24 protein-coding genes and 1 pseudogene are annotated in these 23,477 nt (G+C 63.0%); all 25 read left to right on the forward strand.

What is annotated here, in order from left to right:
- The first annotated feature begins 16 nt into the window (after positions 1 to 16).
- The 25 genes and pseudogenes from DTX69_RS30980 (at position 17) to DTX69_RS13390 (ending at position 23,439) form a co-directional block, all read left to right on the forward strand.
- Positions 17 to 655 carry a UxaA family hydrolase gene (locus DTX69_RS30980; protein WP_407643983.1) on the forward strand — a complete coding sequence of 213 codons (639 nt, stop codon included), beginning with the start codon at positions 17 to 19 and terminating at the stop codon, positions 653 to 655.
- Positions 652 to 1,542 (forward strand): UxaA family hydrolase, encoded by an 891-nt coding sequence (locus tag DTX69_RS30985; protein WP_407643984.1) that lies wholly within the window; start codon positions 652 to 654, stop codon positions 1,540 to 1,542. Before DTX69_RS30980 ends, DTX69_RS30985 begins: the two co-directional genes overlap by 4 nt.
- A 137-nt stretch (positions 1,543 to 1,679) precedes the next feature.
- Positions 1,680 to 2,231, forward strand: a complete 552-nt coding sequence (locus DTX69_RS13285; RefSeq protein ID WP_162917130.1) for a hypothetical protein — start codon at positions 1,680 to 1,682, stop codon at positions 2,229 to 2,231.
- 135 nt (positions 2,232 to 2,366) lie between these two features.
- Positions 2,367 to 2,674 (forward strand): annotated as a pseudogene (locus DTX69_RS30115) (IS110 family transposase); the annotation flags it as partial.
- A gap of 209 nt (positions 2,675 to 2,883) precedes the next feature.
- The gene (locus DTX69_RS30120) at positions 2,884 to 3,360 is read left to right on the forward strand and encodes an ABC transporter permease (protein ID WP_162917109.1); all 477 of its coding nucleotides are present in this window, start codon (positions 2,884 to 2,886) and stop codon (positions 3,358 to 3,360) included.
- 10 nt (positions 3,361 to 3,370) lie between these two features.
- Positions 3,371 to 4,171, forward strand: a complete 801-nt coding sequence (locus tag DTX69_RS13295; RefSeq protein WP_119302014.1) for an SDR family oxidoreductase — start codon at positions 3,371 to 3,373, stop codon at positions 4,169 to 4,171.
- A gap of 11 nt (positions 4,172 to 4,182) precedes the next feature.
- On the forward strand, positions 4,183 to 4,674 hold the full coding sequence (locus DTX69_RS13300; RefSeq protein ID WP_119302015.1) for a 3-hydroxyacyl-CoA dehydrogenase NAD-binding domain-containing protein: 492 nt from the start codon (positions 4,183 to 4,185) through the stop codon (positions 4,672 to 4,674).
- Between the two features lie 15 nt (positions 4,675 to 4,689).
- Positions 4,690 to 5,622, forward strand: a complete 933-nt coding sequence (locus tag DTX69_RS13305; protein ID WP_119302016.1) for a BKACE family enzyme — start codon at positions 4,690 to 4,692, stop codon at positions 5,620 to 5,622.
- A gap of 970 nt (positions 5,623 to 6,592) precedes the next feature.
- The gene (locus DTX69_RS13310) at positions 6,593 to 9,742 is read left to right on the forward strand and encodes an ATP-binding protein (protein ID WP_119302017.1); all 3,150 of its coding nucleotides are present in this window, start codon (positions 6,593 to 6,595) and stop codon (positions 9,740 to 9,742) included.
- A gap of 70 nt (positions 9,743 to 9,812) precedes the next feature.
- A complete protein-coding gene (locus DTX69_RS13315; protein ID WP_119302018.1) occupies positions 9,813 to 10,133 on the forward strand; it encodes a hypothetical protein in 321 nt (106 codons plus the stop codon).
- 774 nt (positions 10,134 to 10,907) lie between these two features.
- Positions 10,908 to 11,174, forward strand: a complete 267-nt coding sequence (locus DTX69_RS13325) for a hypothetical protein (RefSeq protein ID WP_119302020.1) — start codon at positions 10,908 to 10,910, stop codon at positions 11,172 to 11,174.
- A 149-nt stretch (positions 11,175 to 11,323) separates the two neighbouring features.
- The gene (locus DTX69_RS30125) at positions 11,324 to 11,509 is read left to right on the forward strand and encodes a hypothetical protein (protein ID WP_162917131.1); all 186 of its coding nucleotides are present in this window, start codon (positions 11,324 to 11,326) and stop codon (positions 11,507 to 11,509) included.
- 8 nt (positions 11,510 to 11,517) lie between these two features.
- Positions 11,518 to 11,961 (forward strand): hypothetical protein, encoded by a 444-nt coding sequence (locus DTX69_RS13330; protein ID WP_119302021.1) that lies wholly within the window; start codon positions 11,518 to 11,520, stop codon positions 11,959 to 11,961.
- Between the two features lie 354 nt (positions 11,962 to 12,315).
- Positions 12,316 to 14,100, forward strand: coding sequence for a tetratricopeptide repeat protein (locus tag DTX69_RS13335; protein ID WP_119302022.1), 1,785 nt, complete (start codon positions 12,316 to 12,318; stop codon positions 14,098 to 14,100).
- A gap of 386 nt (positions 14,101 to 14,486) precedes the next feature.
- Complete coding sequence (locus tag DTX69_RS13340; RefSeq protein ID WP_162917132.1) at positions 14,487 to 14,675, forward strand: hypothetical protein; 189 nt, start codon at positions 14,487 to 14,489, stop codon at positions 14,673 to 14,675.
- A complete protein-coding gene (locus DTX69_RS13345; RefSeq protein ID WP_162917133.1) occupies positions 14,662 to 15,468 on the forward strand; it encodes a hypothetical protein in 807 nt (268 codons plus the stop codon). The genes DTX69_RS13340 and DTX69_RS13345 overlap by 14 nt, the downstream gene beginning before the upstream one ends.
- A gap of 16 nt (positions 15,469 to 15,484) precedes the next feature.
- Positions 15,485 to 15,940: a hypothetical protein gene (locus tag DTX69_RS13350; RefSeq protein WP_119302025.1), complete on the forward strand. Its 456-nt coding sequence runs from the start codon at positions 15,485 to 15,487 to the stop codon at positions 15,938 to 15,940.
- A gap of 12 nt (positions 15,941 to 15,952) precedes the next feature.
- Positions 15,953 to 16,504: a hypothetical protein gene (locus DTX69_RS13355; protein WP_119302026.1), complete on the forward strand. Its 552-nt coding sequence runs from the start codon at positions 15,953 to 15,955 to the stop codon at positions 16,502 to 16,504.
- 8 nt (positions 16,505 to 16,512) lie between these two features.
- Positions 16,513 to 17,013 carry a glycine zipper domain-containing protein gene (locus tag DTX69_RS13360; protein WP_119302027.1) on the forward strand — a complete coding sequence of 167 codons (501 nt, stop codon included), beginning with the start codon at positions 16,513 to 16,515 and terminating at the stop codon, positions 17,011 to 17,013.
- A 184-nt stretch (positions 17,014 to 17,197) separates the two neighbouring features.
- A complete protein-coding gene (locus DTX69_RS13365; protein WP_119302028.1) occupies positions 17,198 to 17,905 on the forward strand; it encodes a DUF4410 domain-containing protein in 708 nt (235 codons plus the stop codon).
- 105 nt (positions 17,906 to 18,010) lie between these two features.
- On the forward strand, positions 18,011 to 19,195 hold the full coding sequence (locus DTX69_RS13370) for a patatin-like phospholipase family protein (RefSeq protein WP_119302029.1): 1,185 nt from the start codon (positions 18,011 to 18,013) through the stop codon (positions 19,193 to 19,195).
- A 25-nt stretch (positions 19,196 to 19,220) separates the two neighbouring features.
- The gene (locus DTX69_RS13375) at positions 19,221 to 20,201 is read left to right on the forward strand and encodes a formylglycine-generating enzyme family protein (RefSeq protein ID WP_284735745.1); all 981 of its coding nucleotides are present in this window, start codon (positions 19,221 to 19,223) and stop codon (positions 20,199 to 20,201) included.
- A gap of 34 nt (positions 20,202 to 20,235) precedes the next feature.
- Entirely contained in the window at positions 20,236 to 22,566 is a 2,331-nt protein-coding gene (locus tag DTX69_RS13380; protein WP_284735746.1) for an arylsulfatase, read from the forward strand.
- Between the two features lie 83 nt (positions 22,567 to 22,649).
- A complete protein-coding gene (locus tag DTX69_RS13385; RefSeq protein ID WP_119302030.1) occupies positions 22,650 to 23,282 on the forward strand; it encodes a hypothetical protein in 633 nt (210 codons plus the stop codon).
- A complete protein-coding gene (locus DTX69_RS13390; protein WP_162917135.1) occupies positions 23,230 to 23,439 on the forward strand; it encodes a hypothetical protein in 210 nt (69 codons plus the stop codon). Before DTX69_RS13385 ends, DTX69_RS13390 begins: the two co-directional genes overlap by 53 nt.
- The last annotated feature ends 38 nt before the right edge of the window (positions 23,440 to 23,477 follow it).

Consider the following 23,477-nt stretch of genomic DNA (forward strand, 5'->3'; position numbering starts at 1 on the left):
GCCACAGGAGCAGGCGATGAGCGAAAGACGCAACCAACCGCCGGTGCTGCGCTTGGACCCGAGCGATCCCTTGGTGATTGCGACGCGGGACCTTGCACCGGGGGAGGCGGTGGGGCTAGGCGGGCTGGCACCGGTGGAGCCGATCGCGCGCGGGCACAAGATGGCGGTCACGCCGATCGCAGCGGGCGCGCCGGTGCGCAAGCTGGGCCAGATCATCGGCATCGCCACCCGGCCAATCGCGCCGGGCCAGCACGTCCACGTGCACAATGTCGAGTTCCGCCCGAGCGCGGCCGATCACGGCATCGGCGCGCATCGCAGCAACCTGGCGGTTCTGCCCGACACCCAGGCGGCGACGTTCGAGGGCGTCGTGCGGGCGGACGGATCGGTGGCGACCCGCAACTATATCGGCGTGCTGACGACGGTGAACTGCTCGGCCCAAGTGGCGCGGATGATCTCCGACCATTTCCGCCTGTCGGGCGAGTTGAAAGACTACCCGAATGTCGGCGGCGTCGTGGCACTCACCCACAAGAGCGGCTGCGCCGGCGGAGAGGAGACGGAGGGGAATTATACGCTGCGCCGTACGGTGGCGGGCTATGCGCGGCACCCGAACTTCGCAGCCGTCCTGGGTGCGAATCGAACCAGCTTCCCCGATTGATCGCGGAGGAGCATCTGGAGGCCGACGGCCGCCTGCATCCCCTGATCATCCAGGAGAGCGGCGGCACTCGGGACACGGTGCAGGCGGGCATCGCGAAGATCCGGGAGCTGCTGCCCCAGGCCAACGCGGTCCAGCGCCGGGCAGTGCCCGCCAAGCACCTCATCCTCGGCATGCAATGCGGCGGGTCCGACGGCTTCTCCGCCATCACTGCCAATCCCGCGCTGGGCGTTGCCGCCGACCTCCTGGTGCGCAACGGCGGCACGGCGATCCTGAGCGAGACGCCAGAGATCTACGGCGCCGAGCACATGCTGCTCGGCCGTGCAGTAAGCGAGGAGGTCGGCCGCAAGCTGCTCGACCTGCTGCGCTGGTGGGAAGCGTACGCAGAGCGCAACGGGGAGTCGCTGGACAACAACCCGTCGCCCGGCAACAAGGCCGGCGGGCTCACCACCATCCTGGAGAAGTCGCTGGGCGCGGCGGCGAAGGGCGGGCGCAGCGACCTGATCGACGTCTATCGCTATGCCGAGCCGGTCACCAGGCGCGGTTTCGTGTTCATGGACACGCCGGGCTATGACCCTGTCTCGGTCACTGGACAGGTGGCGGGCGGGGCAAACATCATCTGCTTCACCACCGGGCGCGGCTCGTGCTTCGGCTGCAAGCCGGCACCGAGCCTGAAGCTCGCGACCAACACCCCGATGTTTCACCGCATGGCCGACGACATGGACATCAATTGCGGCGAGATCCTCGACGGGGGCGCCAGCGTCGAGGAGATGGGCGAACACATCTTCCGAATGATCCTCGCCACCGCATCGGGCCAACGGACCAAGAGCGAGCTGCTGGGCTACGGCGAGGACGAGTTCGCGCCATGGCATCTCGGCGCGACGTTGTGAGCAAATGGCCACCCGAGAGGGGGCTGCGATCAATCCTGGCCGACTATCTCGGCAAGTTACGGCTATCGCTATATGGTATGCACTGCATCCCGAGTTGGGAAGCGCTGCGTTCGGAACTAGGCCATCGGGATGCCATCTTGTGCCTCGGCAACGGCCCATCCTCCGAGGATTCCCGGATCGACGCTCTCGAATTCGACTGTCTGTTCCGGGTTAACTGGATTTGGGCACAGCGCAGCCGTCCTGCCGACCCCACTCTTGTTTTCACGGCCGATCCTGATTTGCCACCGCCAGCCACCAATCCGATCGTCTGCTTTCCTACCCGGGAGGACGCAAATCGCGTGCTCGCTGGATATGGCATGTCTCGAAGAACGGCATGCAAGATCTACTTCGTCTTTACTGAGATCGAGCCGGCGGAGAGAAGTCTGCCATATCGGCCGACGAACGGAGCATTGATGATAGCGGCGGCCGTACGCCTTCGGCCGAGCCGCCTGATCATCGCGGGGGTCGATCTCTACCTGCATCCGGATGGAAAGTATCCCGGCTTGTCTGACGAGCCAAACGACTACGACGCAATGCATCATCGCGACGTTGATCTCGCCTTCATCCGCGACGCGCTGAACCGATACGAAGGTCGAATCGAGATACTGAGCGACCAGCTCCGGTTGGCGCTGGAAAGCCACTCGTGTTAGCGCCCATGTGAGCGCCGCACAGTGGAGATCGGCATCAGGCCCGCTAGTGATGCTGTGGACGGCTCCCCTCGACCGGCGCGTATGTGCCATTGAAGTGACCGCCGCTGGGGCGGTCGCGGTGATGGGGAGCCAACCATGCAAGCGATCACGACAGTCGGTCTTGGCATTGCTAAGTCGGTGTTTCAGGTCCACCGCGTCGATGCGGCGGGGAAGGTGATCATCCGCCGTCAGCTGAACGCCGACACGTTCTGCCGTTCTTTCAGAGGCTACTGGCCTGCGTCGTGGGCATGGAGGCCTGCGCCACATCGCATCATTGGTCGCGTACGCTCCGAGCGCTCGGGCATACGGTGCGGCTGATGCCGCCGGCCTACGTGAAGCCCTATGTCCAGCGGCGGAAGAACGATGCCGTCGACGCTGAGGCCATCTGTGAAGCAGTGACCAGGGCGAACGCTACAAGGAACCCGCCGCGCTGGCAGCGTGACCGAGATCACGCCGGCAACCGGTTCGGCCTGGTCAATGGCTTCGGTATCGCCATGCTCGGCATCTCGCCGATCGTGATGACGCTGGCCATGAACGGCATCCTGCAGGGCATCGCGCTGCTCTATTCGCAGGGCACGCCGGCAGGCTTCTCGGCGCCGTTATGCGCTGGTTCATGACTTCCAGGACGGAGTTCGTGACACCGGTCGTCGTATTTGTCCTGCTGTTCGTCGTCGCAGCGGTGATCCTGCATCGGAGGACACCGTTCGGCCGACGGATCTATGCCCTCGGCAATGGTGAGCGGGTGGCGGCCCTGTCCGGCATTGCCGTCAACCGCACCACCTTGCTGGTCTACATGCTGTCTGGTTTCTGCTCAGCCCTGGTCGGCTCGATGCTGACCGGCTTCTCGGGCCAGGCCAGCCTCGGCATGGGCGATGAATATCTGCTGCCATCGGTCGCGGTCGTGGTGCTCGGCGGAACCTTGATCACCGGCGGGCGCGGCACCTTTCTCGGCATGGTCGGTGGCGTCTTGCTGCTGACCGCCTTGCAGATTCTGCTGGCCGGAGCGACGCTGCCCTATGCTACGCGAGTCATCATCTTTGGATTGGTCGTGCTGGCGGCCATGGTGGCTTTGCGCGAGCGAAACAACTAGGAGACGCAGCATGGGGACGCCTGTCGGTCGCAAGATCATAGAGAGCATCAAGCCTGGATTGCGCGTGTTCGTGTCGGCCGGCGCCTCTGGGATTGGCCGCGCCATTGCTGACATGCTGATCCTGCATGGTGCGCGTGTTCACATTTGCGATGTGTCCCAGGATTTCCTGGCAGAGTTCCGCCGCGCACATCCGCAGCATGGCGCTACCTTGGCTGATGTCTCGAAAGAGGCGGACGTCGCGAAGGCCTTCGAGGAGCTTCGCGCGAAGCTCGGCGGGCTCGATGCGTTGGTCAACAATGCCGGCATTGCCGGCCCGACCGGCGGGGTGGAAGAGATCGCGATCGAAGACTGGCGGCGCTGCATCGACATCGGCCTGACCGGGCAGTTCCTGTGCGCCCATCATGCCGTGCCGCTGCTGAAGCAGGCCGGCGGGGGCGCGATCATCAACATGTCGTCCGCCGCCGGCCGCCACGGCTATGCCTTCCGCACGCCCTATGCCGCAGCGAAGTTCGGCGTCGTCGGCTTCACCCAGAGCCTCGCCAAAGAGCTGGGTCCGCACAACATCCGTGTCAACGCGATCCTGCCCGGCATTGTCGAGGGGCCGCGCATCGAATCCGTCATCCGCGCGCGCGCCGGCCAGCTCGGCATCAGCTATGAGGAAATGGAGAAACAGTATCTGGAGAAGGTCTCGCTGCGCCGCATGGTGAGCCCGCACGACGTGGCTGCGATGGTGCTGTTCCTGGTATCACCGATGGGTGACAATATGTCCGGCCAGTCGCTCGGGGTCGATGGCAATGTGGAAACGCTTTAGGAGTATCTGAAATGGCGGTCATTGCCATCGTGGGGGCTGGACTCATCGGTCGCGCATGGGCGATCGCTTTTGCGCGCGGCGGGCATGAAGTCCGCGTTTATGACGGCGTGGCCGGCGCCGCGGAAAAAGCCGTGCAGTTCGCCACAAACGTCTTGCCGGCTTTGGCGGAAGAGGGGCTGCTGGACGGCCAGTCGCCGTCCCATGTTGCCCGGCGATTGCGAGTTATGGATACGCTGCCGGCGGCCGTGTCGGGGGCCAGTCACGTTCAGGAGAACACTCCCGAAAACCTCGAAACCAAGCAGCGCGTGTTTGCCCAGCTGGATGACATAGCCGCGCCCGACGCGGTTCTCGCCAGCTCGGGGGACGTGATCGAGACGATCGAGCGCGAACGGCGCACGAAGCTGCCGGAAGCGGAGCTCCAGCGCCGGCAGGTGTGGCGCGACCGTCGCCTCATGGGGCTGGCGGCGCACAAACGCAAAGCCAGCCGCGACATCGGTTCATAAGAGAAGAGAATTGCAATGGCTCAGAAACGCAAAGTCATCATTACGTGTGCCGTTACCGGCTCTATTCATACGCCCTCGATGTCACCGCATCTGCCGGTAACGGGCGAAGAGATCGCTGATGCGGCGATCGGCGCTGCCGAGGCCGGCGCCGCGATCGTGCATCTCCATGCACGCAATCCGAAGGACGGCAGGCCGGATCAGAGCCCCGAGGCCTTCGAGCCTTTCCTCAAAGTGATCAAGCAGCGCTCCGCGTGCGTGGTGAACATCACCACCGGCGGCGGACAGGGCATGACGTTGGAGCAGCGCGTCGCACCGGCCGCCAAGTTCAAGCCGGAGGTCGCTTCACTCAACATGGGCTCGATGAATTTCGGCCTCTACCCCATGCTCAACCGCTTCAAGGAATTCAAGCACGAGTGGGAGCGCGCGCATCTCGAAGGCTCCCGCGACGCGGTCTTCCGCAACACCTTCAAGGACATCGAATATGTGCTGACGACCTTGGGCAATGCCGGGACCAGGTTCGAGTTCGAATGCTACGACACGTCGCATCTCTACAATCTGCATCACTTCCTGCAGCGCGGCCTGGTAAAGCCGCCCTTGTTCGTCCAGACGGTGTTCGGAATCCTGGGCGGCATAGGGTCGCATCCTGAAGACGTTATGCACATGAAGCGCACGGCGGATCGGCTGTTCGGCGACCAGTACCACTGGTCGGTGCTGGGCGCCGGCCGAGCCCAGATGCAGATCGCGGCGATGGCGGCCGCGAACGGCGGCAACGTGCGTGTCGGCCTCGAGGACTCCTTGTGGGCCGGCCCGGGCAAGCTCGCGGCGTCCAATGCCGAGCAGGTGCGGCTGGCGCGCCAGATCATCGAAGGGCTCAATCTGGAGGTCGCGACGCCGGACGAGGCACGTGAGATTCTGAATCTCAAAGGGGCCGACAAGGTCGAGTTCTAAGACGGGAGTGCTTTTATGTTGCGGATCGAGATCTTCAGCGAGCGCCGGGAGGCGCTCGGGGAGGGGCCGCTCTGGGACGTACAGGAAGAGCGACTCTCGGTCTTGCGGCTTTCCAGACGCTTTATGTCGGCGACGATAGTCTCCATCGGTCCGCCGGCCTTTAGCTAGTGCGTTGAGTAGCTTGTTCAGGTCTCGATCGATCCTCCGAAGCTCCGACTGCCAAGCGGCTTGGTCCGCACGTTTCGATATCAGCGCGCGATTGATTTATCGCGTAAGCGCGACCGGCAGATGACGTTGCCGATCGCGCTACATCGGACTATCCGACTAACGGCGGCAGATCACTGTCGCCACCGACCTACGCGTGGCGACGGGCGAAACAGCCGGCATCATCGGCGAATCCGGCTCGGGCATGTCGATGACGGACAAGGCCTTCATCCGGCTGCTTCCCGCCAACGTATGGGGCCGATGGCCGCGCTAATAGGCAATGGGTCCCATCGGCTCCGCTGCCCGGATGGAACGATCCATGCGAGGTTAGTCGGGCCATGCTGCCCAGAAATCGACGGCTGCGGTCAGCTTGGATAGCAACGGTACATCGTACGATGCCACCCGGGCTTCGATATCGGCGAGGCCGTCGCCGTGCTGTACGACCCTCCAACCCGCGCGACGCGCGCATCGACAGCTTCTTTCAGCTCTGGTTCGTGCCCCTCATCCTAGGATCCCTGGGGCTCGTGTTCACCGCTGTCGGCGGCACCATCATCGCCTTATGCGCTCGACCGACAGAGCGCCGCTGCCGGGGCCGAGTAGCCGGCGCCTTCGTGACTCGAGGCGGATGACGCTAGAGCCAGTGATGGTGTATTAAAGCGCCTCTCGTTGTCCGAGACGCCGTCGAGGGATCCCAGGACGACGCTGGAGTGCGCCGGGAGCGAGTGCTATTGTTCACCAAGCGCCTCGACCAGACGGAAAGCTTCAGATGGAGTTTCGCGTCCTCGGATCCCGGCCGGCCGTAACGGAAGCGCGGGATCCTGCGCTAGACGTCCGCAAGACGGTTACGATTCTTTTCATCGACATCGTCGACTCGTCGCGGCTCAGCCTCGCCCTCGATCCGGAAGCGTTACGGAACCTGCTCGCGCGTTACTTCGACGAACTGAGCGCCGTCATCCGACGGCACGGCGGGGTCGTGGAGACGTACATCGGCGACGCGATCATGGCGGTGTTCGGCGTGCCGATCCTGCACGAGGACGATGCGTTGCGCGCAGTGCGGGCGGCCGTCGAGATGCGCGACACACTCGCCATCCTGAACCGCGAGTTCGAAGCGGGCTGGGGCGTCCGCCTGGCCAGCCGGACCGGCATCAACACCGGCGAGGTAATCGCCGGCGCGCAGGGACATTTGTCCGTTACCGGAGAGGCCATCAATGTCGCCAAGCGCCTCGAGGAGGCGGCGGCGGCGAATGAGATCCTGATCGGGGAGCCGACGTACCGCCTCGTCCGCGACGCCGTGGTCGTCGAGCCGAGCGGGCAGCGCGCGCTCAAGCACGGTAAGACAATCCACGCCCTGGTCGTGGTAGACGTCCGGACCCGCGTCCCCGGTAGTGTGCGCCGCTTCGACTCACCTTTCGTCGGTCGCGTACGCGAGCGTGCCTTGCTCGAAACCACGCTCCGCGACGTGGTCCGCGATAGGACCTGCCATCTGCTGACCGTGCTGGGCGGTGCGGGAGTGGGCAAGTCGCGATTCGTGTCGGAATTCGCGGGCGTGTTAGCCGGCGACGTGACGGTCTTGCGCGGCCGCTGCCTGCCCTACGGCAAGGGCATCACCTACTGGCCGCTGGCCGAGATTGTCCGGCAGATTGCGCGCGCAGAGGGGCGGGATCCCGGCGAGCAGACCGAGTCTGCGATCTCGGCACGGCTCGTCGGAGAGGAGAAGGCTGAGCTGATCGTCGAACGCTTGAGCAATGCACTCGGGCTCGGCGGCCCGGGAGGAGCAACGAGCGAGGAGACCTTCTGGGCCGTCCGCAGATTGCTCGAGGCGCTCGCGCGCGCAGGGCCGCTCGTCATCGTGATAGATGACCTCCACTGGGCCGAGCCGACATTTCTCGACCTGATCGAGCACCTCGTCAAATTCTCGCGCGATTTTCCGATCCTGCTCGTGTGCATCGCCCGACCGCAGCTGCTTGACACGCGGCCGGGCTGGGGTGGCGACAAGCTCAAAGCGACGTCGATCGTCCTCGAGCCACTCAGCGACGCTGAGTGCCGCGAGCTGATCACGAACCTGCTCGGCCGCGCGCCCCTTCCCCCTACCGCAGAGTCAAGGATTGCCGGCGCGGCCGAGGGCAACCCGCTTTTCGCGGAGGAGTTTGTGGCGAAGCTCGTCGACGACGCGCTGCTCACGCGCGAGGGCGACCACTGGGCCGCCTCGTCGGACCTTTCCGAGCTGCCCGTTCCATCGACGATCCACGCGCTCCTCGCCGCCCGTCTTGAAGGCCTCCCGGCCGACGAACGCGCGATCCTGATGACCGCGGCGGTCGAGGGCTTGGTGTTTCACCTCGGCGCAGTCGGTGAACTTCACCCAACGCTCGACACACTGCTCGAGGACGGCCTGCGGGCTCTCGTCAGCCGGGATCTGATCCGCCCGGACACCGGGAACTTCGCCGGCGAGAAGGCCTTCCGCTTCCGCCATGGCCTGATCCGCGACGCCGCTTATCGCTCGCTGCCGAAGAGCGCGCGGGCCGATCTGCACGAGCGCTTAGCCGCCTGGCTCGAGCGAACGGCCGGGGACAGGCTCGGCGAATTCGAAGAGATCGTCGGCTATCACCTGGAGCAGGCCTTCCAGTGCCGTGCCGCAATCGGACCGCTCGACTCGCGCGCCGCCCTCCTCGCCGCCCAGGCATCCAACCGGCTCGAGGCGGCAGGGCGGCGGGCGCTCGTCCGCAGCGACCTGCCCGCGGCGATCAGCCTGCTCCAGCGGGTTTCCCGGCTGCTCCCCACTGAGGATCCGCGGCGCATCGCACTGCTCGTCGAGCTGGGCGCCGCGCTGATCGAACGCGGCCGGCTGGCCGAGGCTGCGCCCGCGCTCGAGGAGGCGGCGCGGCTGGCTAACGCCGCGAACGACCAGCGCCTGATGTCGCATGTGCTCATTCAGCGGCAGTTCCTCCGGTCCCTCCACGGCGAGGAAGGCGGGTTGGAGGAGGCGGCACGCGCGGCGGCCATGGCGGTCCCGGTTTTCGAGCGCTTCGGGGACGATCTCGGCCTGTGCCGCGCACGGCGGCTCGAGGCGTGGTTCTTCTTTAACGAGGCCCGCGGCGAGGCGGCGGCCGCGGCATGGGAGCGCGCGGCCGCACATGCGCGGCGGGCAGGGGATCGGCATGAGTACTACGAGATTCTCACTTGGATCGCGGCCGCGCTCTGGTTCGGGCCGACACCGGCGGTCGAGGGCATCCGCCGCTGCGAGGCGATGCGCGCGGAGGTACGCGAGAGCCGCGAGTCCGAGGCCGCGATCCTCCGCCAGCTCGCATGCCTCAACGCGATTGTCGGCCAGTTCGCACTCGCCCGCGAGCTGATCGCGACGAGCAATGCCACCTACGCCGACCTCGGCCTCACGCTCTACGTAGCATCCTCCGAGCACGAGGCCGTCGTCGAGCTACTCGCCGGGAACCCGGCTGCAGCCGAGAAGAGCGCGCGTGCGGCGTGTCGCGCGCTCGAGGAGATGGGCGAGCGCGCGTTCCGCTCGACGATGGCGGCGACCCTCGGCCTTGTGATCCTCGAACAGGGACGCGACGAGGAGGCCGAGGCCTTCGCTGAGGTCAGCGCCCGGCTGGCTGCGAGCGGCGATCTGACGACGCAGGTCCGCTGGCGCCGGGTGCGTGCGCGCGTGCTCGCGCGGCGGGGAGAGAACCGTGTGGCGGAGGCGCTCGCGCGCGAAGCATTGGCGATCGCCGAAGCGACCGACTTTGTCAACGATCGGGCGGATGCACTGATCGATCTGTCGCACGTGCTTGAAGAGTCCCGCCGATGCGGCGAGGCGGTCGCCGCTGCATCGGGAGCGCTGCATCTCTACGAGCTGAAGGGAAATGTGGTCGCCGCGGCCGCGACCCGGCTCCGCATAGGTAAACTCGCCAGGACATGACACTGTAGTGCGGCGGCATGAGCGGGTTCCGCCGCACACCCTGTGAACCGCTCAGACTGGAGGTGATGCGATGCCCCCCAACTTCGACGATAAGCTGACGATCAACGACCATGGATGTCTAACACCTAAAGGCCCCCTGGGGCTCGCCGCCGATGAGACGGCGTTGAGGCTCGATATTTGGATCTTCCAGGATCGCGCCGCCTGCATGGGCTTCCTACTCAACCCCACGGGGGCTACGTGGACGATAAACTCGGACCCCCATGAAGATCACTTTGGAAACCCGTTCCAGCCCGGTGCGGCGATCGGGATGGGGTTGTTGGTCAAAAAAAATACCGCGGGACAGGCTATCGTGGAGCAGTGGAATAGACCTATTACCCTGGTTGGCAAGTAAAGTCGGTCCAGACCACCAGACGCGGGGTCCGAACTGAAGAATCAGTTGATGTCGGCGTACGTGATCGCGTCGGAAGCGGGGCGATCGACAGTGCGCAGGGTGCCGCCTGACTGCGCCACCCAGCCGAGCGCCCGCCACTCCGCCCGAATCTTCGCCACATCCTCGCACGTCGTGCCGACGAAATCGGCTAGATCGGCTGTGAGATGGGCACACCGCGAAGAGCGGTGCCGACGTTGCTGCCGGTAAGACCGACTTCGATTCTCACACCGTCGATTTGCGCAAGAAGGTAGACGCGGTGTGGATCGACACGCAGCGCCCCAATGGTCCGAACGACAAATCGCCGCTTTTAGAAGCTTTTTATGTTGCGCCCATGTTGCGTCGAAAACGCCGTCTCGGAGGCTCTCATTCGCCTCGATCTGTTCGCGCTGGTCGACTGCGACCGCCAGCATCAGCCAGCGCGCTCCTTGCGGTGCCGGGAATTGGATGCGGCGCAGCGCCACGCGCAGGGTCGACTTCTGCGGGCCGGACACATCGGCTGCAGCGATATCCGAGTGGGATCCGTCCTCCGGTTCATCAGGCAGATCGAGCTCCTGGTCCCACAGCGAGCGCGAGCGCAGTATCTGCGCCGTTCAGGATCCGCGATCTGCCAATAAAGGCCGCCATACGGCTGGTCGAAGCGCGGGTCGGCCGGTTCACCGTCGAGATCTACGCCGCCGGCGTTGTCAAACACGATCAGACCGGCGAGTTGCCGCACACCACCAGCTCGGCCAGATCGTGCGCGATCTCGCCGCGCGATATCCGCATTTGCTGTCGCCGCGCTGGCCCGAGCCCCGCTGGGCGCATGGCAAGGCAACGCGCCACCTGTGGCTGGAAGGCGAGATCCTCAGTTGGCTCGGCGCCTTGGGCGGCAGGCTGGCGGCGCGCAAGGGCATTGGCCTCCCCGAGCAATACAGGGCCTTGCACCGCCTTGCTTTCGATTATCGGCTGGAGCCGCGCGCGCCTACTACCTGCAGGAACTGCATCGCGCGCCGCTGGACCTGACCGCGCCGCCGGTGCTGGGCCGCTACGAGACGAAGAACTGGCTGTTCAAGGCGCTGAATCGGTATCGCCGACGCCTGCGCGGGGACTAACCGCCTTATCGCAGCTTAGGCGACAAGAGGGAGTTCGCCCAGCATTGCGCCGCGCTTGGCGTGCCGACGCCACCCGTGCTGCTGAGCGCGTCGGATGGCGTCGTCAGCTGGCATGCGACGAGGGCTGAGCTCGATCGCGATCTGTTCGCGAAGCTGCAGCGCAGCAAGGGCGCACGGAAAACCGTCACGCTGCGACGAGTCAGCAACTTGGTTTCCGCGATTCCAACGGCCGCCATCATACGCTAAGGCAAGTGATGCGGAAGCTGGCTGAACGATCACGCCCCGACAAGCTGATCGTGCAGCCGTGCATCGCCAACCACCCACTCCTATCCGACGTGGCCGACGACTCCCTGGCCGTCGTGCGGGTCGTCACCTGTCTGGATCAGCATGACCGGCCGGTCGTTACCCAGGGCATGCACGATCTGATCGCGCAGACCGGAGCGTGGGTGTACAGCGTGCTCAAGGGGCACCTGAACTACTTCGCCGTCTCGGGCAACGACCCGAGCCTGTGGTGGTTCTTCAACCAGGTGAAATGGCACTGGCTACGCTCGCTCCGGCGGCGCAGTCAGCGGGCCTACATCAACTGGGAGAGATACATCCGGCTCGTTGACCGCTTCTTGCCGCCAATCAGGATATTGCACCCGTTACGCTATCACCGCTTCGACGCCAGAACCCGAGGGAGGAGCCCGGTGCGTTAGCAGCGCACGCCGGGATCTGCGCGGGGGGCGGCCGGCGACGGTCGTCTCTACCGCGACCTTTCCTTGTGTGCCAGGCAGGCTTCCGAGGGCGTGCCTTCATACAGAATGAGGATCACACCTTGTAGTGTCGAAGTTGCCGAATATTGAGTCGCAACTCAACTGGCCTGAATCTGGGTGGATTGTGCCAAAAGACGAACCAGATCAACGCAGTCGTGCATAGCGCTGCGATTCCATGGAGCGGAATGTTTCACGCCCGCCCGCAGCTGAATAGGACCATTGATCTATCCGCCGCATGCCATCATTATTTGAGTGCTGCGAGGTCATTAACCTGCGGCTTGGGGAGGGGCATTTCCCATGGACAGCGCAGGAAACGCCGAGACCGGATTGGACACGGCTCTCGTTCTGGAGCAGTTGCAGCGTATCATCGACAGCAAGGATTTTGATGCGTCCGAGCGCAATCGGCGCTTCCTTCGATATGTAGTGGAGGAAATGCTCGCCGGACGCGGTGAGCGGATCAAAGCGTACAATATCGCCACGTCTGTGTTCGGTCGCGATGAGAGCTTTGATCCACAATCGGATCCGATCGTCCGGATTGAAGCAAGCCGCTTGCGGCGATCGCTCGATCGCTATTACCTGACCGCTGGTCGCGATGACGTCATTCGGATCACGATCCCGAAAGGCTCCTATGCTCCGAGCGTGGAAGGATCTGTCGAGGAGGTACCGCGGGATTCAGCCACGCCGACGCATGAAGTGCCGGGAGGACAGGCACCAGCGAATGAGGTTTCACGCAAGCCGTCTATGACTATCGCCGCCGCGGCGGGCTTAGCTGTACTTGCCGTGATGGTGTCTGGGGTCCTGTGGGCTACCGGATATATCCCGCAGCCCGCCGATTCGGTTCAGGCTGAGTCGTCTCGCCGCGGGCCCGCGATACTGGTCGCCCCGTTCGAGAACGACGGCGGTTCGCACCAGCAGAGTGAATTCGCACGTGGCTTCACGCGAGAAGTCATCACGGGCCTGACCCGTTTCAACGATCTGTTCGTCTTCGGGCCGGAAACAAGCTTCCTCTATAATGGAGGTACAGATATCTCGAAGATCGCCACGGAGTTGGGCGTTGATTTCATCCTTACCGGTGGCGTGACGACGACACCGACCAACTTCCGCATTACCACCTCGCTGCTGGATGCCAACAACGGTCAATATGTGTGGTCAGATCGATTCGTCGGCGACCTTGCCGCTGTCGATGTCCACGCTGTGCGGGACAAGATTGCCGACCAGGTAATCCAAAAGCTGGCGCAACCCTATGGCGTGATCTTCAACAAAAAGGCAAGGGAGATCGAAGGCAAGCCGGCGGAATCCATGACATCCTACGAATGCGTCCTGCGCTTCTATCAGTATTGGCGTTCCTATCGAGTGGAACTCCATGAACCAGTTCGCGAATGTCTCGAACGCACAGTCACCACTGATCAAAGCTACGCGGACGCCTATGCAAGTCTGGCCATCGTGTACGTCGATGCCTATCGCTTCAACTTCGGCAGGGAATCACTCTCCTTCGATCCGATGGTGCGGGCGCATGAACTGGCGCAGCGCGCCATCGAACTGGCACCCGATTCCTCCTTCTCCTATCACGCCCTGCACCTTGTCTACTGGTTGATGAACGAAGTCGATCTGAGCTTAGCCGCCGGTGAGCGTGGCCTGCAGCTCAACCCCAACAACAGCAGTCTAATGGCCGACCTCGGCCTGCGCTATGGAGACAGAACCCAATGGGACAAGGGCCTGCCGCTGCTTGAAGAGGCCTATGCTCGCAATCCGGGCCAGCCGGGCCAGTACCGGATTGCATTCGTCCTCAAGCATTATGTCGAAGGCGACTATGAAGAAGCACTTGCCCAGGCAAAGCAACTCGATGCTCCCAACGTCGCAATCGCGTATGTGGCACTCGCCATGTGCTACGGCCAGCTCGGGCGCGCCGAAGAGGCGAAGGCCGCCGTGGCGCAGATCCTGGCCATCGACCCCACCTACGGGGCTCGTGCGCTCGATGATCTCAGGATGCGCAACGTCCACGAAGACTACATCCCGCTGATACTGGACGGTTTGGCCAAGGCGGGAATGGTGATACCTGGATACCCGCGTGATGCTTCCTAGACAGGCTGTGGCAGAGCGTGCGCACCCGGTTTCTTAACGTTGCTTAAGACGCAAAGCGGTGTGTTTGAGGCAGAGTTGCCGCGATCCCTTGCCGTCCTGTTTGTCGATGGCGCTCTCAAAGAATGACGTTCCATAGCGTACTGATGCCTTGCGTTCATGAGGACGAGGCGAATCTTCCATGACATCCGTGGGTTACTGAGGCGCCCGTTACCGTAACGTGCTTCCCTTCGCCGTGCGTGCGACCTCAAGCTGCTGGGTGCCGGCATCGCTGGATTGACCAGCAATCGGGGCATGCGGAGGTGGTCCGCGACTTGTCGAACAGTCCCCCATACCTGGCGCTGGTTGTTCGTCGGTTCCCCGATCGCGCCAACGCTGTGGCGCGATTGATGGCAACCAGCGAGCAGTTCCAATCCCTGTGCGAGGACTACGAGCTGGCGGTCAACACCCTCCAGGGCCTTGAAGAACGGAACCGCCTGGAGGACGTCCAAAGGATCATGGAATACCGCGTGTTGATTGCGGATTTGGAACGCGAGCTGGAAGCGTGCCTGGGGGAAAGACCAAGTGAACGGCATTAATCACAAGCGCGGAACCCCACGGCGGGCAGCCGCAATCCTCCTGGCCCTAACGGGAGCGATTGCGGCGGCCACTCCCGCCTGGCCGGAGAACCCAAGGTCGTCGCTTGCGAATGACGACTGGTCGCTGAGTATCTCACCCTATGTCTGGGGCGCCGGGATGGAAGGCAGCATCGCCTCGTTCCCCGGCGCACTGGCTGCCGACGTCGACGTCAGCTTCAACGACATCCTTGATCACCTTGATCTGGCGGGCATGGCCATCGTCCAGCTGCGCTATCAGCGCTTCGCCGCCTACATGGATCTGATCTACACGTCCGTCAGCGCCGACCAGGAGACGCCGCTCGGCATCCTGTTCGACGATGTCGAGCTGGAGAACGAAATCTTCATTGGCACCTTCGGGGGCGCATATCGCGCAATCGAAACCGAACACGCGACGTTGGATCTGCTTGCCGGGGTGCGTGTCTGGTCTGTCGATACCGTGCTCAAGCTAGAAGGCGGCGTGCTGCAGGACCAGGAGTTCGAGCACGGCGAGAACTGGATCGACCCGATCATCGGTCTTCATGGCCATTATCAGTTCGAGAACGGCATCTTCCTGACCAGCCTGTCCCAGGTCGGCGGGTTCGGAGTCAGTTCCGACCTCACCTGGGACAGCTTCGCGGGCATCGGCTACCGCTTCAACGCCACGGTATCGGCGATCGCAGGATACCGGCACCTCGAGGTCGACTACGAAAACGATGGTTTCATCTTCGATGTCGAGATGTCAGGCCCCGTGATTGGCATGACGATCCGTCTATGAGCTCTCGGGAGGGATCATGACGCACGACGTGATCACGAGACGGCAGTTTTCGCTGAGCCTGCTCGCGGGCATCGGTGTGGGTCTGGTCCCGGTCATTGCCGCTGCCGACTACGTCGAATCCGGCACGGTCACCCTCGAACAGGTGCAGATCGCCTTCATCGGCAGCGGAAACCTGGGTGGCGGCACGCTGATATTCGGCGGAAGGAAGTACGGTTTCACCGTGGGCGGCCTGGGCGTTGGCGGGATCGGCGTCTCGAAGATGGAAGCGCAGGGGACTGTCTATAATCTGCGCAGTCCGGCCGATTTCTCGGGCGGCTACTTCCAGGCTCGCTATGGATTGGCCGTGGGGCAGCTGAGCGCGGGCGAGCTGTGGCTCGAGAATGCGCACGGCGTCGCAATCCATCTCAAGGCCGAGCGGACAGGCCTCGCGCTCTCCCTGGGCGGCGATGCGGTCTACATCGATCTGGATTGAGGGGAGAACATCATGATGCGCACCAATCGGGCGGCTATCGCACTTGCTCTGCTCGGCGCAGCGCTTGGAGCTTCGTCGACAGTTCTGGCGGACCAGGAGCAGACGATCAAGGCCTTCGCCGCCTGGCAGGGCCGCGGCCAGATGTACGAAACAGGCGTCAACCGCGCAACCTTCGTCGGTTCGTTCTCCGGCATGATATTCGTCGAGACAGACAAGGGGCCGCTGGATTCCGGATTCATGATCTGCCCGGCAATCGTCGACGTGAATCTGTCCGATGCCACGCAAGAGGGCAGAGGCCGCTGCACCATTTCGGCGAAAGATGGATCGCGCGCCTATGGCGAGATCACGTGCAAGGGCGTCCACCTGGTCGGCTGTGACGGTGACTTCACCTTCACCGGTGGAACGGATCGCTTCGCCGGAATTTCCGGTGGTGGGCCGATCACGATCCGCAGCGGTCTGCAGGAGTTCGCGGCGACCGGCGGGAATACCGTCCATGAATCGGCCGGCGGAATCATCTTTTGGCCGAAGCTGACCTACAAGCTCCCCGAAGCGCCGCAGCAATAGGTGCCACGATGAAACAACGCGTGAACAGGCGCAGGCCGATCGCGCTCCTGATTGTGGTTACTGCGTGCTCGATCGCCATCGGATCGCCGGCATGGCCGCAATCGGCGCCGATCATTTATCCGAGTGCGGGCCAGTCCCTCGAGCAGCAATCCAGCGACGAAGCGGCGTGCCGTACCTGGGCGCAGCAGCAGACAGGCGTCTATCCCGGACAATCGGCACCCAACTACTACGGCAATCCGTACGCGCAACAAGGCGCGCCGGTGTTGGGCGGCGCCGCGCGCGGCGCTGCGCTCGGCGCGATCGGTGGTGCGATCGCCGGGGATGCTGGAGAAGGCGCGGCAATCGGTGCAGCCGTGGGCGGGACCGCAGGCCTGATGCGCCGCAACCAGCAGCGCCGGCAACAGGCCTACGCCAACGAGCAAGCCATGACGCAGTACCAAGCCGATCTCGGCCGCTACAACCAAGCCTTCGCTGCCTGCATGCAGGGGCGCGGATATGTCGTCAGGTAGAGATTGAGGCAAGACATACGCGGCCTTGGAACAAGAGCGGCCCGTGACCCTGCCCTCGGGTCACCGCCGGTCCTCTTCCGATCGCCACCCCCAAGGCGATCGGAAGCGGGCTGCCGATCAATGTGGATCGCCAGCCGCAAAGAGGGGCAACAGGCTGCAACGGGCATTTTGAAGGGAACTTGCCATGAACATTACTCATTCTTCCGCCGCGTGGCTATTCATCGCTTTCGTCGTGTCCAGCTGCGCATCGACCGACGTGACCCAGCGCCAGCAATATCAGGGCGAGAAGCTTGCGCAGCCCGGCCGGGTCATCATTCATGACTTCACCGCCAACCCCGCCGACGTGCCGGCCGAATCGGCTTTCGCGGCTCAGAACGCCGTCGCGAACACCATCCCGACGGCGGAACAACTCGCAGCGACCAGCAGGCTGGGTGCGGAGATCGCGCGGCAGGTTACGGCACAGCTGCGCGGTGCTGGCCTGCCGGCCGTGCAGGCAACGGGCCAACCTGCACCTCAGGTCAATGACATCGCTATCAGGGGCTATTTCGTTTCGGCGGAAGAGGGCAGCGCCGCCAAGCGTATGCTGGTCGGATTCGGCTCCGGCAATGCGGAATTGATGACCGCGGTCGAAGGGTTCCAGATGACACCACAGGGCCTGCGCTTGCTCGGCAGCGGCCATGTCGAATCCGGCGGTAACAAGGCGCCGGGTGTGATTCTGCCGCTTGCGGTCATGGCGGCCACTGCAAACCCGATCGGGCTGGCGGTCGCCGGGACAGTGAAGGTGGCCGGCGAAGCGACGGGCTCATCCACCATCGAGGGCGCGGCCAAGAGGACCGCGGACGAGATTTCAGAACAGTTGATAGACGCAGCCGAGCGGCAGGGCTGGCTGTGAGGCTGCGCGGCTGAGCGTGAGCTTCTGCAACAAAGATCTGCGAGATGGAGGGCTAGGTTGGCACGTATCGGACTACGAAACATAAGCGTACTGGCAGGAGCTGCAATGCTGTGCGCCTGCAGCACGCTCACGCGCGAACCCGCTGCCGAGCCGCCGATCTCGCGGGCGACTGTGGCTGACATCGATTCGAGCACGATCCGCTATCTGCCGTTCGAGGATGTCTCGGGTTTCCAACGGGACATTGCCGAGGCTTTCCGCACGGAAACGGAAGACAGCTACCACGTGGGCCCCAGTGGCGAGCGCATCTACAACTATCTCGCCGTGTCGGGCGGCGGTTCGGACGGAGCCTTCGGCGCTGGTCTGCTGAACGGCTGGACAGAAGCAGGCGGCCGTCCGAAGTTCAAGATCGTGACCGGTGTCAGCACCGGATCCCTGATCGCTCCCTTTGCCTTCCTCGGGCCAGATTATGACGACGAGCTGAAGGCGGCATACACCACGATCGATGCGAGCAGGATCTTCATTGCGCGTGGCCTGCTGCCGCTGCTCTGGTCGGAAGCCGTGGCTTCTACGGAACCGCTCCAGGACCTGATCGGCACATACGTCGACGAAAAGCTCCTGGATGCTATCGCAGCCGAACACGCGAAGGGTCGTCGGCTCTATGTCGCCTCCACCAACCTTGACGCGGAGCAGCCCGTCATATGGGACATGGGCGCCATCGCGGCCAGTGGCAAACCTGATCGTTTGGCGCTGTTCCGCCAGGCGCTCCTGGCTTCCGCATCGATCCCTTCGATCTTTCCTCCGGTACTGATCGATGTATCGGCCGACGGCAAGAAGCATCAGGAGATGCATGTCGATGGCGGCGTCTTCTTCCAGGCCTTTTTCATCGGCGCCGCGACCGACCTGCCGGCGAACATTCGCGCCGCTCATCCGGAGTTCCAGGGCAAAGTCCAGCAGAACCTCTATGTCATCCGGAACGGCTGGCTGACCCCCAGCTTCGAGCCGGTGGACCGCGCGCTCACCAGCATAACCATGCGGGCGATCCACTCGATGCTCAAGGTGTCCGGCATCAACGACCTCTGGCGTCTCTACCTCGGCGCAAAGGACGATGAGGTTGCCTTTCACTACGTAGCCATACCGGCCGCCTATGTGCCATCGACGACCGACCAATTCAACCAGGCTGAGATGAACCGGGAGTTCGATTTCGGACGCCAAATGGCGCTCGACGGGATCGAGTGGCAAGTGACGCCGCCGGGCTACACGGCGCCTCAAAGCCAGATCACGCAGCAATAAGCGCAGGTTCGACAGGAGCAGATCGATGAGGCTGCTGAAAGGGCAAGAGCTGCGTGAGCCTGCACGAGAAGGCATGGTATTTGTGCGCGGTGGAACCTTCTTGATGGGTTCAGATCGACACTACCCAGAAGAAGGGCCAGTGCATCGCGTCCATGTGGACGGCTTTCTTATCGACGAGACGCCCGTCACGAATGCACAGTTCTCGGAGTTCGTTTCGGCCACCGGGTATCGCACATTCGCGGAATCTCCGCCCAATCCAAGAGACTATCCAGGCATTCTGCCGGAGATGGTGTATGCGGGGTCACTGGTATTCCAGTCGCCGGATGGAAGTGTCGATCTTACCGACTGGGCTCAATGGTGGACATTTCTGAAGGGCGCGTGCTGGCGTCATCCATACGGTCCGAACAGCGACATCCATGGGTTGGACGAGCATCCCGTCGTACATGTTTGCTACCATGACGCGCTCGCCTATGCCCGGTGGAGCGGCAAGGATCTTCCGACAGAAGCAGAATGGGAGTTCGCAGCTAGAGGCGGACTCGATGAAGCAGAGTTTGCCTGGGGCTCGGATTTTACGCCGGCGGGCCGCCACATGGCCAACACCTGGCAGGGGAGCTTTCCGACGGTGAACGAGGCGCGAGACGGGTACGTACGCACCTCATCCGTCAAGGTCTTTCCACCGAACGGATACGCCATCTACGACATGATCGGGAACGTCTGGGAATGGACGTCCGACTGGTTCGCTCCGCGGCACGAGGCGAACGCACAGAAAGCCTGCTGTATCCCGAAAAACCCTCACGGCGGTCGCGAAACCGACAGCTATGACCCGTGCCAGCCCGAGATCAGGATTCCACGCAAGGTCTTAAAAGGCGGCTCGCACCTCTGCGCGCCCAACTACTGCCGCCGCTACCGTCCCGCAGCGAGGCACGCGGAGCCCGTGGATACCTCGACGTGTCATGTAGGATTCAGATGTGTTGTAAGGCCAGGAGGATCAGATGAAGTCGCTTAGGCATTTGAGGGCACGCTGGTTGGGAGCGAGCACGATGGTCCTGCTGTTGTGTGCTCCCGCAATCGCCCAAGAATCGCTGCCTTTTCCGCCGAAGTCCTCGGGGAGCAAGGCTGGTCCGACGATCGCAGAGTCGACCTATAATCCGTTGCCGGCGCAGTCGCACCTGCCGGCCGATGCCCCGAACATTCTCGTCATCATGCTCGACGATGTTGGTCCGGCGCTGCCGGACACTTTTGGCGGCGTGATCGAAACACCCACGTTGAGCCGTCTTGCGGAGGAAGGAGTCTCCTACAATCGCTTCCACAATGCCGCTATGTGCTCCCCCACGCGGGCGGCTTTGCTCACGGGGCGTAATCATCACCGCGTCGGGAACGGCCAGATCGCGGAACTTGCAAACGATTGGGACGGGTATACCGGCCGTATTCCGCGCACATCTGCGACCGTCGCAAAGGTTCTTGGCTATTACGGCTACGCGACCGCGGCATTCGGGAAATGGCACAACACCCCAGCGAATGAAACGACGGCTATCGGCCCCTACACCGACTGGCCGGCGGGGGAAGGAATCGGCTTCGACTACTTCTATGGCTTTCTTGCCGGTGAATCGTCGCAGTGGGAGCCGGCCGTCGTCGAGAACACGGTCCGCCTCGACCCTTCCCACGGAAGAGAAGGCTACCATTTTACCGAGGACATGACAGACAAGGCCGTCGCTTGGATGAAGCAGGTTCGCGCACTGACGCCGGATCGGCCATTCTTCATGTATTGGGCTCCCGGCGCATCCCATGGTCCGCATCACATCTTCAAGGAGTGGGCCGACAAGTACAAAGGCAAGTTCGATGATGGCTGGGATTCCATGCGCGAACGCATCTTCGCCCATCAGAAGGAACTCGGATGGATCCCGGAGAACACAGAACTGACGCCCCGTCCGGATACCCTGGCGGCATGGCAGGACATTCCGGAGGACGAGAAGCCGTTACAGCGGCGCCTCATGGAAGTGTTCGCAGGCTACACCGAACACGCGGATACGCAAGCAGGTCGTCTGCTGGACGCCCTTGATGAGCTTGGCATGCGCGACAATACGCTCATCTTCTATGTCTGGGGCGATAACGGATCCAGCGCGGAAGGCCAGAATGGCACGATCAGCGAGCTTCTGGCACAGAACGGCATCCGTACGGAGATCAAGGACCATATCCGTGCGATGAATGAGCTGGGAGGTCTGGACGTACTCGGCTCACCGAAAGCCGACAATATGTACCATGCCGGTTGGGCTTGGGCCGGTTCGACACCACATCGGTCCACAAAGCTGGTCGCAGCGCATTTCGGCGGGACGCGCACACCGCTCGTGGTCTCCTGGCCCAGCAAGATCAAGCCCGACACGACGCCGCGTTCCCAGTTTCATCATGTCAACGACATCGTGCCGACGATCTACGACGTCCTGGATATCCAGCCGCCAAAGCTCGTCGACGGCATAACCCAGGATCCTCTTGATGGCGTTAGCATGACCTACACCTTCGACTCCGCCCGCGCGCCGGGGCAGAAGACGGAGCAGTATTTCGAGATCATGGGTAGCCGCGCCCACTACAAGGATGAATGGATAGCGTCGGTATTTGGCCCCCGGATACCGTGGAAGGCAGGCCTCGATCCGGCGATCTTCAAATGGTCGCCGAACAATGACGTTTGGGAGCTGCACGATCTCAGCAAGGACTATTCTCAAGCCACCGACGTCGCGGTCGATCACCCTGATAAAGTTGAGGAGCTCAGGAAAGCCTTCGGCGTCAGCGCGGAAGCGAACAAGGTGTACCCTGTCGGTGGCGGGCTGTGGTCTGCCGTCCTCCATCCGGAGGATGCGCCATCGAATCCGGCGACAGAGTTCGAGTTCACGCAAGAGGTCGTCGGCGTTCCGGAGTTCACCGCGCCAAAAGTCGGAGCGCGGAGCAATCTGGTTACCATCGAGGCGGAACTGAAGTCGGACTCGGAAGGTGTGCTTTACGCCCTGGGCGCCTTTTCGGGAGGTGTCGCCTTGTGGGTGGATAAGGGTAGGCTGACCTACGAGTACAATCTGTTTGAGGTCGAACGGACGCGTCTTGAATCATCCGACCCGTTGCCCAGCGGCAAGGTCAAGATAGAGGTCGAGACACGCAAGGCCAACAACGATCACGCGGCGCCGCTTGACGTCGTCGTCCGCGTTGATGGCAAGGAAGTGGCGAAAGGTCGCGTGCCACGCTCGGCTCCGCTCACCTTTACCGCCAATGACGCTTTCGATGTGGGCAGAGACAGCTACTCGCCAGTCTCGCTCGCATATTTCGACCGAAAGCCGTTTGCGTTCAATGGCGAGATTCAACGCCTGAAAGTCCAGTATTTGAAGTGAGCGGCAGAAGCGGTGATCGCTATGCGTGGCCGATCCCACGCCGGCTCAGCACTACCAGGCGATCTTATTCCGGGAGGAATTGTATGATGTCGAAGACTTTTGGGCGGACGGCGCTTGCGGCAGTTGCCGTTGCGATCCTGTCCTTAGGCCTGATGCCGGGCATTGCCGCGGCAGAGGGCACGGTCATTTCGTTGCCAAGCGCAGATCAGGAGGAAATCGAAAAGCTCCTTGGCAAGGGCGTTGTCGGCGACGCGCAGCCGGCCATGCCGCTAGGCTCGCCTGAGAGCTATCTGCTGCCCAAGGGCTCTTCGATGAGCTACCAGGTCATCGAGAAGGACAAGAAGAGGGCGGAAGCCCATAAGCTGGAGGACACCACTGACGCATCTTTGGCGCCGGGCTGGCACTATTCGGTGGAGAAGGCGGGCGCTGCCTTCTTCCAGAAGTCGTCCGACGGCAGCCTGCATACGGTGGCCGAGCAGGATCTCGGCAATAAGGTGCTATCTCGCTTCGTGCCTGGCGAGCCGATGATCGTCCAGGGTCTAAAGCCTGGAGAGAGCCGCACGTCAACCCTGCAGGTCTCGGTCTACGATTTGTCCGATCTCAAAAAGGTGACGCATTCGGGATCGCTCGATGTGACCTACACATATATCGGCGCCTATCGCCGTGACCGTTCCAGCGGGCACCTACGACGCCGTGCTCATCCGCTGGACCTATGACGGTAAGATCGGCCCGGCGAGCATCAAGGATTCGCAATACCGGTTTCTTGCCCCGAACGCCGGCATGGTCGCCATGGCACAGATCCGCAGCATCTCCGCCATGCTGATCTATAACGACCACACGAAGCACGGAAAGGTCCTGCAACAGATCCACTGACATCGTTCGCAACGAGATTGCGCAGGGGTCGGAGTGCG

Origin of the sequence: Dongia deserti (genome assembly GCF_003574735.1) — a bacterium.
Classification (GTDB): domain Bacteria; phylum Pseudomonadota; class Alphaproteobacteria; order Dongiales; family Dongiaceae; genus Dongia_A; species Dongia_A deserti.